Annotated in this window: 14 protein-coding genes; 9 read left to right on the top strand and 5 right to left on the bottom strand. The window is 73.2% G+C overall.

Going from position 1 to position 12,899, the window contains the following annotated elements:
• Positions 1–113: 113 nt before the first annotated feature.
• Both BMX97_RS14765 and BMX97_RS14760 read left to right on the top strand, forming a co-directional pair.
• Complete coding sequence (locus BMX97_RS14765; protein WP_091751345.1) at positions 114–905, top strand: hypothetical protein; 792 nt, start codon at positions 114–116, stop codon at positions 903–905.
• Complete coding sequence (locus tag BMX97_RS14760) at positions 896–1,567, top strand: HAD hydrolase-like protein (protein ID WP_091751343.1); 672 nt, start codon at positions 896–898, stop codon at positions 1,565–1,567. The genes BMX97_RS14765 and BMX97_RS14760 overlap by 10 nt, the downstream gene beginning before the upstream one ends.
• Positions 1,568–1,600: 33 nt before the next feature.
• Here the strand turns inward: BMX97_RS14760 and BMX97_RS14755 are convergent, their stop codons facing one another.
• Complete coding sequence (locus BMX97_RS14755; protein WP_060847645.1) at positions 1,601–2,641, bottom strand: sensor histidine kinase; 1,041 nt, start codon at positions 2,639–2,641, stop codon at positions 1,601–1,603.
• On the bottom strand, positions 2,628–4,181 hold the full coding sequence (locus BMX97_RS14750) for an ATPase domain-containing protein (RefSeq protein ID WP_091751473.1): 1,554 nt from the start codon (positions 4,179–4,181) through the stop codon (positions 2,628–2,630). Before BMX97_RS14750 ends, BMX97_RS14755 begins: the two co-directional genes overlap by 14 nt.
• Positions 4,182–4,699: 518 nt before the next feature.
• On the opposite strand from BMX97_RS14750, the gene BMX97_RS14745 reads away from it, so the two are divergent.
• On the top strand, positions 4,700–4,906 hold the full coding sequence (locus BMX97_RS14745) for a hypothetical protein (protein WP_091751340.1): 207 nt from the start codon (positions 4,700–4,702) through the stop codon (positions 4,904–4,906).
• A gap of 58 nt (positions 4,907–4,964) precedes the next feature.
• Here the strand turns inward: BMX97_RS14745 and BMX97_RS14740 are convergent, their stop codons facing one another.
• On the bottom strand, positions 4,965–5,426 hold the full coding sequence (locus BMX97_RS14740; protein WP_091751337.1) for a DMT family transporter: 462 nt from the start codon (positions 5,424–5,426) through the stop codon (positions 4,965–4,967).
• A gap of 315 nt (positions 5,427–5,741) precedes the next feature.
• On the opposite strand from BMX97_RS14740, the gene kdsA reads away from it, so the two are divergent.
• The 3 genes from kdsA (at position 5,742) to BMX97_RS14725 (ending at position 8,370) form a co-directional block, all read left to right on the top strand.
• Positions 5,742–6,617, top strand: coding sequence for a 3-deoxy-8-phosphooctulonate synthase (gene kdsA / locus BMX97_RS14735; protein ID WP_060847641.1), 876 nt, complete (start codon positions 5,742–5,744; stop codon positions 6,615–6,617).
• A gap of 10 nt (positions 6,618–6,627) precedes the next feature.
• Positions 6,628–7,830, top strand: a complete 1,203-nt coding sequence (locus BMX97_RS14730) for an MFS transporter (protein WP_091751334.1) — start codon at positions 6,628–6,630, stop codon at positions 7,828–7,830.
• A gap of 201 nt (positions 7,831–8,031) precedes the next feature.
• Positions 8,032–8,370 (top strand): hypothetical protein, encoded by a 339-nt coding sequence (locus tag BMX97_RS14725; RefSeq protein WP_091751332.1) that lies wholly within the window; start codon positions 8,032–8,034, stop codon positions 8,368–8,370.
• Positions 8,371–8,432: 62 nt separating this feature from the next.
• On the opposite strand, the gene queF is transcribed toward BMX97_RS14725, so the two are convergent.
• Positions 8,433–8,897: a preQ(1) synthase gene (gene queF / locus BMX97_RS14720; protein WP_091751329.1), complete on the bottom strand. Its 465-nt coding sequence runs from the start codon at positions 8,895–8,897 to the stop codon at positions 8,433–8,435.
• Positions 8,898–9,092: 195 nt separating this feature from the next.
• Here queF and eno point away from each other — a divergent pair, with 195 nt between their 5' ends.
• Positions 9,093–10,373: a phosphopyruvate hydratase gene (eno, locus tag BMX97_RS14715; RefSeq protein ID WP_091751326.1), complete on the top strand. Its 1,281-nt coding sequence runs from the start codon at positions 9,093–9,095 to the stop codon at positions 10,371–10,373.
• Between the two features lie 48 nt (positions 10,374–10,421).
• On the opposite strand, the gene BMX97_RS14710 is transcribed toward eno, so the two are convergent.
• The gene (locus BMX97_RS14710) at positions 10,422–11,339 is read right to left on the bottom strand and encodes a DMT family transporter (RefSeq protein WP_091751322.1); all 918 of its coding nucleotides are present in this window, start codon (positions 11,337–11,339) and stop codon (positions 10,422–10,424) included.
• A gap of 176 nt (positions 11,340–11,515) precedes the next feature.
• Here BMX97_RS14710 and BMX97_RS14705 point away from each other — a divergent pair, with 176 nt between their 5' ends.
• Positions 11,516–12,382: a helix-turn-helix transcriptional regulator gene (locus BMX97_RS14705; protein ID WP_244538435.1), complete on the top strand. Its 867-nt coding sequence runs from the start codon at positions 11,516–11,518 to the stop codon at positions 12,380–12,382.
• Between the two features lie 43 nt (positions 12,383–12,425).
• Positions 12,426–12,737, top strand: coding sequence for an FtsB family cell division protein (locus BMX97_RS14700; RefSeq protein ID WP_048428464.1), 312 nt, complete (start codon positions 12,426–12,428; stop codon positions 12,735–12,737).
• Positions 12,738–12,899: the final 162 nt, after the last annotated feature.

Below are 12,899 nucleotides of genomic sequence, written 5' to 3'. Positions count from 1 at the left end.
GACTTTATCAATTCTTGCCATGGACAATTCCCCTAACCCATCCTAAGTGAGGATCGTGCCCGCGCGCATGGCCGCGGGCGACTGATTCCGAACAGATCGCTTCAGGACATTCAATGACGCGCCACCGCGCGAGACCGTCATTCACGGTCGAGATCAAGCGCAGCCGCACTTCCCCCTTGATCGCCACCCCCGACAGCGAGCGGCCCCAGAGCGAGCGCCCCGCGGGCAAGCTCCCGGCGAGCCCCGCCGCGACGGGAGAGCCCGAGCGTCGGCCCGCCGCCACCGGCCGCAACCTCTGGGCCGGGACCGGCCTGTTCGAGGAGGCCGCCGCGGCGACCCAGTCGGGCCGTTTCGACCCGCCGGAGGCCCCGGCCTTCGCCAAGGATCACTCGCTCAAGGCTCCCTCCGTCAAGTCGCCCTCCGCGAAGGACTCGTCGGCGCGGGACGCCCTTGCGAGAGACGTCTTCTCCAAACCTTCGCCGGCTGCCGCGTCCGACCCCAGGAACGCCGATGCCAAGGGCGCCAAGCGCGTCCTGCCGAGCCTGATCGCCCCGCCGGAGCCCGAGCCGGAGCCGGATGCCGCGCCGGAACCCGAGCCGAAGCTGCCGCGGGTGCGCCGCTACCGGACCGCCGCCCCGGTGCAGCGCCGCACGCCCGGCCCGCGGCCGGCCTTCGTCTGGCCCGAGGACTGGCCCGACGAGGCGCCGATCCAGACCCCCGCCCCCATCGCCCTGCCGGCCCCCCCGCGGATCCAGGCCGCCGCGCCCCAGCCCAACCCGACCCGACCCGAGGCCGAGGCGGCCGAGACCGGGGAGATGCGCCTGCGGGCCAAGCGCCGCGCCGGCGACGAGGACCTGCGCGTCGGCCAGCGCTGGAAGCGCCGGCTGCCCCGCGTGTGCTGGTAGCCGACCGGGGCGGTCCGCCGTACCGGCTGGTCGTCCTCGATTTCGACGGCACGCTGGCCGACACCTTCCCGTGGTTCGCCGGCGTCCTGCCGGGCGTCGCCGACCGCTACGGCTTCCGCCGGCCCGCGCCCGACGAGGTCGAGGCCCTGCGGACGCTCGACGCCCGGGGCGTGATGCGGCGCCTCGGCGTCCCCGGCTGGAAGCTGCCCTTCATCGCCCGCCACATGCACGGCCTCGCCGCCCGCGACGCCGGCCTGCTGGCGCCGTTTCCCGGCATCCCGGCCCTGCTCGGGCGGTTGCGGGAGGGCGGCATCGCGCTCGCCCTCGTCAGCTCGAACCGCGAGGACGTGGCGCGCCGAGTGCTCGGCCCGGATTGCGCCGGCCTGATCGGGCACTACGCCTGCGGCGCCGGCGTGTTCGGCAAGGCGCGCCGGTTCGCCGCCGTGGTGCGGGCGAGCGGCATCGCGCCGTCCCGCGTCCTGTGCCTCGGCGACGAGCTGCGCGACCACGTGGCCGCCGCGCGGGCGGGCCTCGCCTTCGGGGCGGTGACCTGGGGCTACACGCGCGGGCCGGCGCTCGCGGCCGCCGGGCCCGATCACCTGTTCGACAGCCCCGCGGCGGTGGCGGCCGCGCTCCTGCCCGCCGCCGCCCGGGCGGCGTGAGGACGCTCCGGACGCAGGCGTCCGGAGCGTGCGTCAGTAGTGCGGCACCGTCCGGTGCTCGACCAGTGGCGCTTCCATGCGGAAGTGCAGCCCGGTCGGCTTGAAGTCGAACTTGATGTCGGCGCCGCACTGCATGGTGAGCACCCGCTGCAGCAGGGTCGAGCCGAAGCCCTTGCGGGTCGGCTCCGCGGTCCGCGGGCCGCCGCGCTCGGTCCAGTCGAGCCGCAGGCGGCGGCCGGCCTCGTCCTGCGCCACGTCCCACGTCACGGTGATGCGCCCCTCGGGCACCGAGAGGGCGCCGTGCTTGGCGGCGTTGGTGGTCAGCTCGTGGATCGCCATGCCGGTCGGCACCGCGAGGTCGGCGGTGAGCTCGACCAGCGGGCCCTTCAGGGCGATGCGCTTGCCGGCTTCGTCGTTGTAGGGGCCGAGCTCGTTCTCCAGCATCTCCTGGAGCGAGGCCATCTGCCAGTAATCCTCCGTCAGGAGGTTGTGGGTCTTGGCGAGCGAGATCACCCGGGCCGAGAAGCCCTGGTAGAACTCGTCGACGCTGGTGGCGCCGCGGGCCGAGGCGCCGAGCAGCGCCTGCACGGTGGCGAGCGTGTTCTTCACCCGGTGGTGCAGCTCGCGGATCAGCAGGGCCTGGCGCTCGGCGGTCTGCTGGCGCTCGTGCAGGAAGGCCGCGGCCTCGCGCTGGCGCCGGCGCGCCCGGACGGCGAAGCGGGTCGCGGTCACCAGGGTGGCGGGGTGGAACGGCCGTTCCAGCAGCGTGACGTTGCCGAGGGATTCCATCAACCGCGCCTCCGGCGGGGTGCCCCGCAGGGTGAGCAGCACGAACGGATAGTCCGACCACGGCTCCTGCCCGGCGAGGTAGGCGGCGAGCCCGTGCCGGTCGGAGGCGCGCAGGGCCTCCTCGGTCAGGACGGCGCAGCTGCCCTCGTCGAGCCGGGCGACCAGCGCCGGCAGGTCGGCGCAGACCTCCGCCCGCAGGCCGGCCTCCTCGAGGATGCTCGACGCCACCTCGGCGTCGCGGCCCGTCGGGGCCAGGATCAGGACCGGGGGATCATTCTCTCTCATGGCTGTCCCGATCGCCCGACCCCACCGGCAGATCCCGCTCGGGTCCCGCGCCCTCGGCCGGCAGGCGGCCCTGGAAGACCGGCACGCCCGTCAGGACGCCCCGGAAGCCCACCAGCGGCTCGCCGACACGCAAACCGTCGCCGTCGATCCGGAGTTCCCGGATGGTAGCCTCGTGCGGCCCCACCCTCTTCTTGACCACCGACACCGCCCGGCGCAAGTGCCCGTCCGCCTCGAAGTACCGGAACAGCACCACGGTGTCGCTGAGGTAGGTGAGGTCGACTGCCGCCGACATCTGGCCGACAAGCCCGTGCTGGGCCAGTACCAGCAGCGTCGTCACGCCCTGCTGGTTCAGGTATGTCAGGATCTCGTGCATCTGCAGCAGCAGATACTGCTCGCCCGGCATCGCGTTGTGGTAGCCGGTGAGCGAATCGATCAGCACCACGCGCGCGCCGTCGCGCTCGACGGCGTTGCGCACCATCGCGGCGAGCTCGCCCGGCGAGACCTCCGCCGGGTCGATCTGCTCGACCCGCAGGCGGCCGTCGGCGATCGGCCCGTCGACGGCCATGCCGAGACCGGCGGCCCGACGCCGCAGAATCCCGATCGGCTCGTCGAAGCTGAGGATCAGCCCGCGCTCGCCGCGCGCCAGCGCCGCCGTGACGTAGGCCAGCGCCGTCGACGACTTGCCGACCCCCGAGGGGCCGAGCAGCATCGTGCTGGTGCCCCGGTCGAGCCCGCCGCCCAGCAGCGCGTCGAGGCCCTGATTGCCGCTGCCGAGCCGGTCGATCGCGTAGGAATGGCCGTGCTCGGCCGCGACCAGGCGGGGAAACACCGTGAGGCCGCCGCGGCGGATGACGAAGTCGTGGAAGCCGCCGCGGAACCGCGTGCCGCGCATCTTGATCACCCGCAGGCGACGGCGCTCGCCGCCGTAGAGCGGGGCGAGCTGCTCGAGCTGGATCACCGCGTGGCAGAGGCTGTGCAGGTTGAGGTCGTCCTGCTCGGCGGTGAGGTCGTCGAGGAGGAGCGCGGTGGTGTCGTGGATGAGGAGGTAGCTGCGCAAGGCCAGCACCTGACGGCGGTAGCGCAGCGAGCCCTGGGACAGGAGGCGGATCTCCGACAGGCTGTCGAACACCACCCGCTGCGGCTTGACCCGGTCGATCTCCGCGATGGCGAGCCTGATCGTCTCGCCGAGCTCGAGGTCGGAGGAATGGACGAGGCTCTGCTGCTGGCGCGGGTCGAGGCTGAGCTCGGGGGGCACCAGCTCGAAGATCTCGATGCCGTCGAGCGACCAGCCGTGGCGGGTTGCGACCGAGATCAGCTCGCGCCGGCTCTCCGACAGGGTGATGTAGAGGCAGCGCTCGCCGAGCCGCGCCCCGTCGATGAGGAATTGCAGCGCCTGGGTGGTCTTGCCCGAGCCCGGCCGGCCCTCGATCAGGTGGGCGCGGTTGGCCGCGTAGCCGCCCTCCAGGATCGAATCGAGGCCCGGCACGCCGGTCGGGATCGGGGCGGCGTCGTCGGGTGGCGAAAGCTGGGGATCGGGCATGGACGGCGGGCGGGCCTTCGGCAAGCGGGTCTCGTGACAGGTCCGTCCGTCGCACGCCTCCCGACGCGTCCGGCCGCATCGGCGCACCCGGTGGGCGCCGCGCGGCAGGGACGGTCGTCGTGAGGCGCGCCACGATCGGCGGCGATGAGCCTTCGCCCGGCCTTCCGCCGGTCCCCTCGGCTTGTGGCAAAGAAATGCGGCGAGAACAAAGGGATCGTGCGTTTCGCGGGACGTTCCGCCCGGGGTGTGGCGTCGCGCCGGCGCGGCATGGTGCGGCGCGGGAAAAACCGTGCCCGCCCCCTTGACGTGGGCGGGGTTCGCACGCATGTGGCCCTGGTCCGCGTGGGGTCCGACGACTCGGCGCCGCGCGGCATCACCGGAATCCTGAATCCCCCATGCCCAGCGACAGTAGTCGACGGACCGCGCCGCCTCGGTGCCGCCTCGCGTGACCCGCGCCTGATCGCTGATCGGGCTCGCCCGCGACCGGCGCCGATGCGGCCGGTCGAACGAGGTGAGCCATGACAATGACGACGATGACCGCCCGCTCCGGCGGCGCCGCCACCCGCGACCGCAGCGTCGTGGTCGTTCTGCTTCTCATGCTGGCCCTGGTCTTCGGACCCGCCATCGGCCTGCACGTCGCCGTCAACCTGCTCGGCCCGGGTGCCGCGGCACCGGACGGCCTCGCCGCCACCGCCACCGAGGCGCCCCGCGGCGCCCGAGGCTGACGGCCGGGGGCCAGCCGAGGGGCCGGCCGGCGGGGCGGTCCCGTCGGGCCCCTGTCCTTCACGCCGTCCCCCGCCCGCGCAGGACCAGGACAGCGCCGGCGACGAGCAGCGCGGCCCCGATCCAGGTCTGCCAGCCGAGCGGGGCCTCGATCCCGCTCCGGCGCCCGGTCAAGCCGGCCGCGTCGGCGGCGATCCCCGCCGCGAGCTGGCCGGCCACCACCATCGTCACCGTGACGGTCGCGCCCTGCTGGCGGTAGCCGTACAGGCAGGCGGCGACGAACAGCGTGCCGAGCAGCCCCGGCACCACGAACCACGGCTCCACCCGCTCGATCAGCCGCAGCGGAAAGCCCGGCCCGCTGCGCCAGGCCTCGACGAGGCCGAGCAGCGACAGCCCGACCAGCGAGTTGCACAGGAGTGCCCCGGTCAGCCCGGCGCCCCGCGCCGCCATGGCGCCCATCAGCGCGTTCTGCACCACCAGTCCCGCCCCGGCGACGAGGCAGAGGATCGCCGCGCCGGTCATCGGGCGGCTGCCGTGGATGGTGGCGCGGGAACGGGACGTGATGGCATGGCGCGGCTCCTATGATGCTGCGATCATCTCCTATGATGGACGATTGTCAAATACCAGATACGCATGCGCGAGAGCGGCGGGCGTCCTCCGGGCGACCGGTGGAGGGTCGACGCCCGGCCACGGACACGAGGGCGCGGTCCTCCCGCATCGGGACGGGTGGGATCTCGCGGGTCGGATCTCGACGGAGCGCCCGCCACGACGTGCGAGTGCGTGCCCTGCGGCCCGCCACCTTCCCGCGCCCGCCGAAACCCGCTACGCCTCCCCACCATGTCGACCCCATCCCCTTCGGCCTCGCCCGTCACCGTCGCCGCCGGCTCCGTCCGCTTCGGCAACCACTTGCCGCTCGGCCTGATCGCCGGCCCCTGCGCGCTGGAGAGCCGGGCCCACGCCCTCGAGGTCGCCGGCGCCCTCAAGGAGATGACGGCGCGGCTCGGCATCGGCCTCGTGTTCAAGTCGTCCTTCGACAAGGCCAACCGCACCTCGGCCGGGTCGAGCCGCGGCCTCGGCTTGAGCCAGGCGCTGCCGATCTTCGCCGAGATCCGCGAGACCCTGGGGCTCCCGGTCGTCACCGACGTGCACGAGGCCGGCCATTGCGCCGAGGCCGCGCAGGCCGTCGACGTGCTGCAGATCCCGGCCTTCCTGTGCCGGCAGACCGACCTGCTGCTGGCGGCCGCCGCCACCGGCCGGGTCGTCAACGTCAAGAAGGGGCAGTTCCTCGCTCCCTGGGACATGGCCCACGTCGCGGCCAAGATCACCGGCGCGGGCAACCCCAACGTGCTCCTCACCGAGCGCGGCGCCTCGTTCGGCTACAACACCCTCGTCTCCGACATGCGCGCTCTGCCGATCATGGCGCAGGTGAGCGGCGGCCTGCCGGTGGTGTTCGACGCCACCCACTCGGTGCAGCAGCCCGGCGGCCAGGGCGCCACCTCGGGTGGCCAGCGCGAGTTCGTGCCGGTGCTCGCCCGGGCCGCGGTGGCGGTGGGCGTCGCCGGCGTGTTCATCGAGACCCACGCCGATCCCGACCGGGCGCCCTCGGACGGGCCCAACATGGTGCCGTTGCGCCAGATGCCGGCCCTGCTCGCCGAGCTCCAGGCCTTCGACCGGCTCGCCAAGGCGCGAGCGACGGACGGGGCCGGCGGCTGAGGCGGGGGCGATGCAGGCCGCCGAGACGCCGCAGCGAGGATCGCTCCAACACGGGTCGCCCGCCCGCCTGATCGCGGTCCTGGCCGCCGGGGGCTTTGCCAGCACCTTCGCGGGACGGGTGGTCGAGCCGCTGGTCGGCGTGCTCGCCCGCGACCTCGCGAGCCCGCCCGCCACCGTGGCGCTCCTCTCCACCGCCTTCGCCCTGCCCTACGCGCTGATCCAGCCGATCCTCGGCCCGGTCGGCGACGCGCTCGGCAAGGAGCGGGTGGTGGTCACCTGCCTGCTTGTGATGAGCGTCGCGCTCGCCGCCTGCACGGTCGCGGGCGACATCGGCACCCTGTTCGGCCTGCGCATGGTCGCGGGCGCGGCGGCCGGCGGGGTGATCCCGCTCTCGCTCGCCATGATGGGCGACCGCATCCCGATGGCCCAGCGCCAGGTGGCGATCGGCCGCTTCCTCGTCGCGGTGATCCTCGGCCAGCTCTCGGGCTCGACCATCGCCGGGCTGATCGAGGGGGCGATCGGCTGGCGCGGCGTGTTCGCCCTCGCGACCGGGGTCGGGATCGTCGGCCTCCTCGGCGTCGCCCTCGGCTTCGCCCGGCGCCTGCGCGCGCCCGGGGGCCGCTTCGTCCTGGCGCCGGCGCTGGCGCGCTACCGCACGATCCTGCGCACCCCCCGCGCCCGGGTGCTCTTCGCCGCCGTCTTCGTCGAGGCGGTCGCGGTGTTCGGCATCTTCCCGCACCTCGCCCACCTGATCGAGGCCCGCGGCGAGGGCGGTCCCCGGGAGGCCGGGCTGGTGCTGGCGGGCTTCGCCGCCGGCGGCCTGACCTACTCGCTGACGGTCGGGCTCCTGCTGCGCCTCCTCGGCCAGACCCGGATGCTGATGGCGGGTGGCGCGGTCTCGGGCGGCGCGCTCCTCACCGTCGGCCTCGCCGGCGCTTGGCAGACCGACGCCGCGGCGCTCGTGGCCCTCGGCCTCGGCTTCTACATGCTGCACAACACCTTCCAGGTGCAGGTGACCGAGGTGGTGCCGGAGGCCCGGGCCTCGGCGGTGGCGCTGCACGCCTTCTCGTTCTTCTGCGGCCAGGCCATCGGCGTGGCGGTGCTGGGCCTCGGCCTCGAGACCCTCGGCCAGCTGCCGGCGCTCGCCCTGTGCGCCGCCACGATCCTCGCCGTCGGCCTCGTCACCGCCCGGCGGCTCGCCCGGCCGGGCTGACGTCCCGGTCGAGCGCCAGTTCAGCCCGAGTTCAGGCGGTGGCCGCCAGGATCAGCGACAGTCACGTCCCCCGTGGCGGGGACCGGACGACCGGTCCATCGCCGCGCCGGCGGGCGGCCCCGGGCCGAGCGATTACGGGAACCCTTCCCGGCCGAGCTCGTTGTTCGGGTCAATCGCTTGAACGAAAGCAGGAGATCAACGATGCGCAAGCTGGCGATCATCCCGGCCCTCGCGGTGGCCCTCGGCGCCGTGTCCACCGTCGCCCCCTCCCCGGCCCAGGCCCAGGGCTGGCGCGGTCACGGCTACGGCCACTCCTATGGTCACGGCGGCGGCTATGGCCGAGGCTATGTCGGCCGGAACTACGCCTATGGCGGGCGCCGCCGCGGCATCTCGCCGGGCGCCGCCGTCGGCCTCGGCATCGCCGGTGCCGCCGTGGGCGCGATCGGTGCGGCGGCCGCCGCCGATGCCGCCCGCCGCAACGGCTACGGCTATGGCTACGGTGCTCCGGCCCCGGCCTACGGGTATGGCTACGGCTACTGAGATCGCAGCCGATCCAAGATGACAAAGGGCGGCCGGGGTGACCCGGCCGCCCTTTCTCTTTATCAGCCCCGCGCCCGGTAGGGCGGCACGCCCTGGTCGGGCAGCCAGACCGAGGCCGGCGGGGTGCCGGTCTGCCAGAACACGTCGATCGGGATGCCGCCGCGCGGGTACCAGTAGCCGCCGATGCGCAGGTAGCGCGGCTCCAGGAGCGTGGTCAGCCGGCGGCCGATGCCGACGGTGCAATCCTCGTGGAAGGCGCCGTGATCGCGGAAGCTGTGCAGGTAGAGCTTCAGCGACTTCGACTCGACGAGCCATTGGTCCGGCACGTAGTCGATCACCAGGATGGCGAAGTCGGGCTGGCCGGTCACCGGGCAGAGCGAGGTGAATTCCGGCGCGGTGAAGCGGGCGCAGTAATCGGTGTCCGGGTGCGGGTTCGGCACCCGGTCGAGCTGGGCCTCCTCCGGCGAGCGCGGCTGGGCGATGGGCTGCCCGAGCTGCCGGGCATGGTCGGTGATGTCTTGCGTCATGCCCGCCCTATAGACCCGCGCGGGCCGGCGCGAAACCAGGCGCCCCGCGCACGGTCTCCCGGACGACCGCCGGCCGTCCCTTCGTTCGCCGGTCCCCAGCCCTGGCCGGTCTCGACCCTCGGACGGCTTGCCGCAGGGAGCATCTTGGCCGATAAGCCGCGCGAACGCCGTAAAGCCTGCCCGAGAGATCCTCTCATGACCGCGATCACCAACATCGCCGCCCGCCAGATCCTCGACAGCCGGGGCAATCCCACGGTGGAGGTCGACGTCCTCCTGGAGGATGGTTCCTTCGGCCGCGCCGCCGTTCCGTCCGGCGCCTCGACCGGCGCCCACGAGGCGGTGGAGCTGCGCGACGGCGACAAGTCGCGCTACGGCGGCAAGGGCGTGCTGAAGGCGCTCGAGGCCGTCAACGGCGAGATCCTGGACGCCATCGGCGGCATGGACGCCGAGGAGCAGGCCGCCATCGACGAGGCGATGATCGAGCTCGACGGCACGCCGAACAAGGCCCGCCTCGGCGCCAACGCGATCCTGGGCGTCTCGCTCGCCGTCGCCAAGGCCGCCGCCGAGGCCTCCGGCCTGCCGCTCTACCGCTACGTCGGCGGCACCCAGGCTCGCATCCTGCCGGTGCCGATGATGAACATCATCAACGGCGGGGCGCATGCCGACAACCCGATCGACTTCCAGGAATTCATGATCATGCCGGTGGGCGCCGAGTCGCTCGCCGAGGCGGTGCGCTGGGGCACCGAAGTCTTCCACACCCTCAAGGGCGCCCTGAAGAAGGCCGGCCACAACACCAACGTCGGCGACGAGGGCGGTTTCGCCCCCAACTTGCCCTCGGCCGAGGCCGCGCTCGACTTCGTGATGGACTCGATCCGCGCCGCCGGCTTCGAGCCGGGCCGCGACATCGTGCTGGCGCTCGACTGCGCCGCCACCGAGTTCTTCAAGAACGGGTCGTACGTCTACGAGGGCGAGGGCCAGACCCGCGACCCCGAGGCCCAGGCCACCTATCTGGCCAAGCTCGTCGACGCCTACCCGATCCTGTCGATCGAGGACGGCATGTCGGAGGACGACTGGGCCGGCTGGAAGGCGCTCACCGACAAGGTCGGCAACCGCTGCCAGCTCGTCGGCGACGACCTGTTCGTGACCAACGTCACCCGCCTGTCGGAGGGTATTTCCAAGGGCACGGCGAACTCGATCCTGGTCAAGGTCAACCAGATTGGCTCGCTCACCGAGACGCTCGCCGCCGTCGACATGGCCCACCGTGCCGGCTACACCGCGGTGATGTCGCACCGCTCCGGCGAGACCGAGGACGCGACCATCGCCGACCTCGCCGTCGCGACCAATTGCGGGCAGATCAAGACCGGCTCGCTCGCCCGCTCGGACAGACTGGCGAAGTACAACCAGCTCATCCGCATCGAGGAGGGCCTGGGCTCCCAGGCCCGCTACCTCGGCCGCGCCGCGCTGAAGGTCGGCTGACCACCTCCGGAGAGGCCGGACGGCCCCTCCCCGATCCTTCGCGGGATCTTACGCGTCGCAGGCCGCCTCCGGGCGGCCTTTTTGCTGGCCGCGCCGCCGCCGCAGGGGCGCGAACACCGCGACGTTCCCGGCCAGCACCAGGGCGAAGCCGAGGCCCGCCAGCGGCGTCACCCGGTAGCCCTCGGCGAAGACCGAGATCGTGAGCGCCACGACCGGGAACAGCACGGTCATGTAGGCGGCCTTCTCGGGGCCGATCCGGTGCACCACCGTCAGGTAGGCGGTGAAGCCGATCACCGAGCCGGGGATGGCGAGGTAGAGGAGCGCCACGACATAGGCCGGCGACGGATCGAAGCCGAACGGCACCCCGCGCAACGCCGCGACCCCGGCCACCAGGGCGGCCCCGATCAGCATCCCGTAGGCGTTCACCGTCGCGACCGGCAGCCCGTGGCGCTGGTTGCGGGCCGAGACGAGGTTGCCGGCCGAGAAGAACCAGGTGCCGAGGAGCGCCAAGGCGAGGCCGATCGCGGTGTCCCGGTCGAGCGCCGTGCCGGCGAGCGTGTCGCGGAACAGGCAGGCGATGCCGAGAAGCCCGATCGACGCCCCGGCGAGGATCCGGGGGGCGGGCCTGCGGCGGTGGAAGAGGTAGGCGTTGGCGACGTTGAAGATCGTGGCGGCGGAAAACACCACCGAGACGATCCCGCTCGGGACCGAGCGCGCGGCGAGGTAGAAGCAGGCGAAGTTGCACGAGAACAGGCACACGGCCTGCAGCGCCACGAAGGGCAGGTGCCGCCGCGGGATCGGCGCGAGCCGCCCGGAGAGGATCAGCGCGCCGGCGAGCACGGTGCCGGCGAGCGCGAAGCGGTAGGCGATCGAGGCCTCGAAGGCGACGGGGCCGAGCTGGTGCTTGATGGCGATCCAGGTCGTGCCCCAGATGAGGACGGTGAGGGCGTACAGGAAGGCGGTCACGGCGTCGGGTTTCCGGTGGGCTCGGGCGGCCGGCATAGACCCGACCCGGACCGGGCGGCTTCCCGGTTCCGGCGGCGGCGTTGCCGGTTCTTGGGGTTTCATGCCCCCCGCCCCGTTGCGGGCGGCGGGGGCCGGCCCGTACAGTTCCCCGGCACACTCGTCCTGGCCCCGAGACCGTGACCGCGCCGAATCCCGACGTCCGCGACGCCCTCTCCCGCACCGGCGCGGCGCTCCTGCGCAGCGCCGATCTCGGCCGCGGCCTCTCGCTCGCCGAGTGGCAGAATCGCGACAACCGCGCCCGTTACGACCGGCCGGACCACCACACGCTGAGCCTCTACCTCGAGGGCGGCGAGGGCGTGGTGCGGGAGGACGGCGCGGTGTCGGGCGGCGGGCCGGACAAGCTCTGCCTGCTGCCGGCCGGCCACGAGAGCCGCTGGCTGATCGGCGGTCCGTTGCGGATGCTGCACCTCTACGTCGCGCCCGAGACCCTGGCCTACCAGGCGGTGAGCGCCCTCGACGTCGATCCCCGCGCCATCGCGCTGCACGAATTGACCTTCGCGGAGGACCCCGCCACCGCGATGCTGATGCGCGGCGCGGTGCTGCCCCTCGACTGGGCGGCGGGCGCCGACCGGATGGCGCTCGGGAGCGCCTGCCACCTCCTGCTCCACGCCCTGCTGCGGCGCCATGCCGGCGCCCGCGGCGCGCGGCCGGTGACCGGCGGCCTCTCGCCGGCGATCCGGCGCCGGACCGCCGAGGTCATCAAGGCCCGCCTCGCCGAGGCCCTGTCCCTCGACGACCTCGCCGAGGCCGCGGGCTTGAGCCCCTTCCACTTCGCCAAGATGTTCAAGGCGAGCTTCGGCGTGCCGCCGCACCGCTACGTGACCGAGCGGCGGATCGCCAGGGCCAAGGATCTGCTGGCGGAAGGAGGCGCGAGCCTCGCCCAGATCGCGCTGGCCTGCGGCTTCGCCTCGCAGAGCCACTTCACCCGCCGCTTCAAGCAGGCGACCGGTTTCACCCCGGCGGCGTGGCGGGGCGCGGCGTGACGCCTTGAGCCTTCCTTAACCCTCCCGCCCCATTCTGTCCGGCATGGTAGTCCGTCGTCGCGCCCGTGCCATCCTGTTGCCGCTCGGCCTCTACGCCGTGTCGATCCTCGTGGTCGGCTACTTCCTGCACGAGGCCGAGAGCGGAAGCCGCGGCCTCGAGGCCAAGCGGGCCCTGAAGATCCAGGCCTACGGCCTGCAGCAGGAGCTCGACGCCACCAAGGCCGACCGGACCGAGTGGGAGCGCCGCGTCGCGCTCCTGCGCAGCGACCAGATCGACCGCGACCTCCTGGAGGAGCGCGCCCGGGTGGTGCTCGGCCGCGTCCATCCCAACGACGTCGTCATCATCAACCCCTGACGCGTCGCGTCCGTCGTCCCCAACCCATCCCCAGGCCAGCGGCTTTCGGTCCCAAAGCGCTCGATTTGCGCTCCCGCCTGCCCTAAAAGCTCTCCCATAAAGGTAGCAGCCGGGAGGGTGCCGATGGATGCCGCGAAAGAGGCCCACCGCGGGAGCGACGAG

This window comes from Methylobacterium sp. ap11 (assembly GCF_900110515.1).
GTDB lineage: Bacteria > Pseudomonadota > Alphaproteobacteria > Rhizobiales > Beijerinckiaceae > Methylobacterium > Methylobacterium ajmalii.
The sequence above is the reverse complement of the archived record's forward strand: the minus strand, read 5'-3'. Positions and strand labels throughout refer to the sequence as shown.

Bases quoted from the DNA above. Each gene is read 5' to 3' on its own strand.
- BMX97_RS14730 (WP_091751334.1), top strand. From the start codon at position 6,628: ATGCAGGCCGCCGAGACGCCGCAGCGAGGATCGCTCCAACACGGGTCG.
- queF (WP_091751329.1), bottom strand. From the start codon at position 8,897: ATGACGCAAGACATCACCGACCATGCCCGGCAGCTCGGGCAGCCCATC.
- BMX97_RS14765 (WP_091751345.1), top strand. From the start codon at position 114: ATGACGCGCCACCGCGCGAGACCGTCATTCACGGTCGAGATCAAGCGC.
- BMX97_RS14745 (WP_091751340.1), top strand. From the start codon at position 4,700: ATGACAATGACGACGATGACCGCCCGCTCCGGCGGCGCCGCCACCCGC.
- BMX97_RS14700 (WP_048428464.1), top strand. From the start codon at position 12,426: ATGGTAGTCCGTCGTCGCGCCCGTGCCATCCTGTTGCCGCTCGGCCTC.
- BMX97_RS14750 (WP_091751473.1), bottom strand. From the start codon at position 4,181: ATGCCCGATCCCCAGCTTTCGCCACCCGACGACGCCGCCCCGATCCCG.
- BMX97_RS14755 (WP_060847645.1), bottom strand. From the start codon at position 2,641: ATGAGAGAGAATGATCCCCCGGTCCTGATCCTGGCCCCGACGGGCCGC.
- eno (WP_091751326.1), top strand. From the start codon at position 9,093: ATGACCGCGATCACCAACATCGCCGCCCGCCAGATCCTCGACAGCCGG.
- BMX97_RS14740 (WP_091751337.1), bottom strand. From the start codon at position 5,426: ATGACCGGCGCGGCGATCCTCTGCCTCGTCGCCGGGGCGGGACTGGTG.
- kdsA (WP_060847641.1), top strand. From the start codon at position 5,742: ATGTCGACCCCATCCCCTTCGGCCTCGCCCGTCACCGTCGCCGCCGGC.
- BMX97_RS14725 (WP_091751332.1), top strand. From the start codon at position 8,032: ATGCGCAAGCTGGCGATCATCCCGGCCCTCGCGGTGGCCCTCGGCGCC.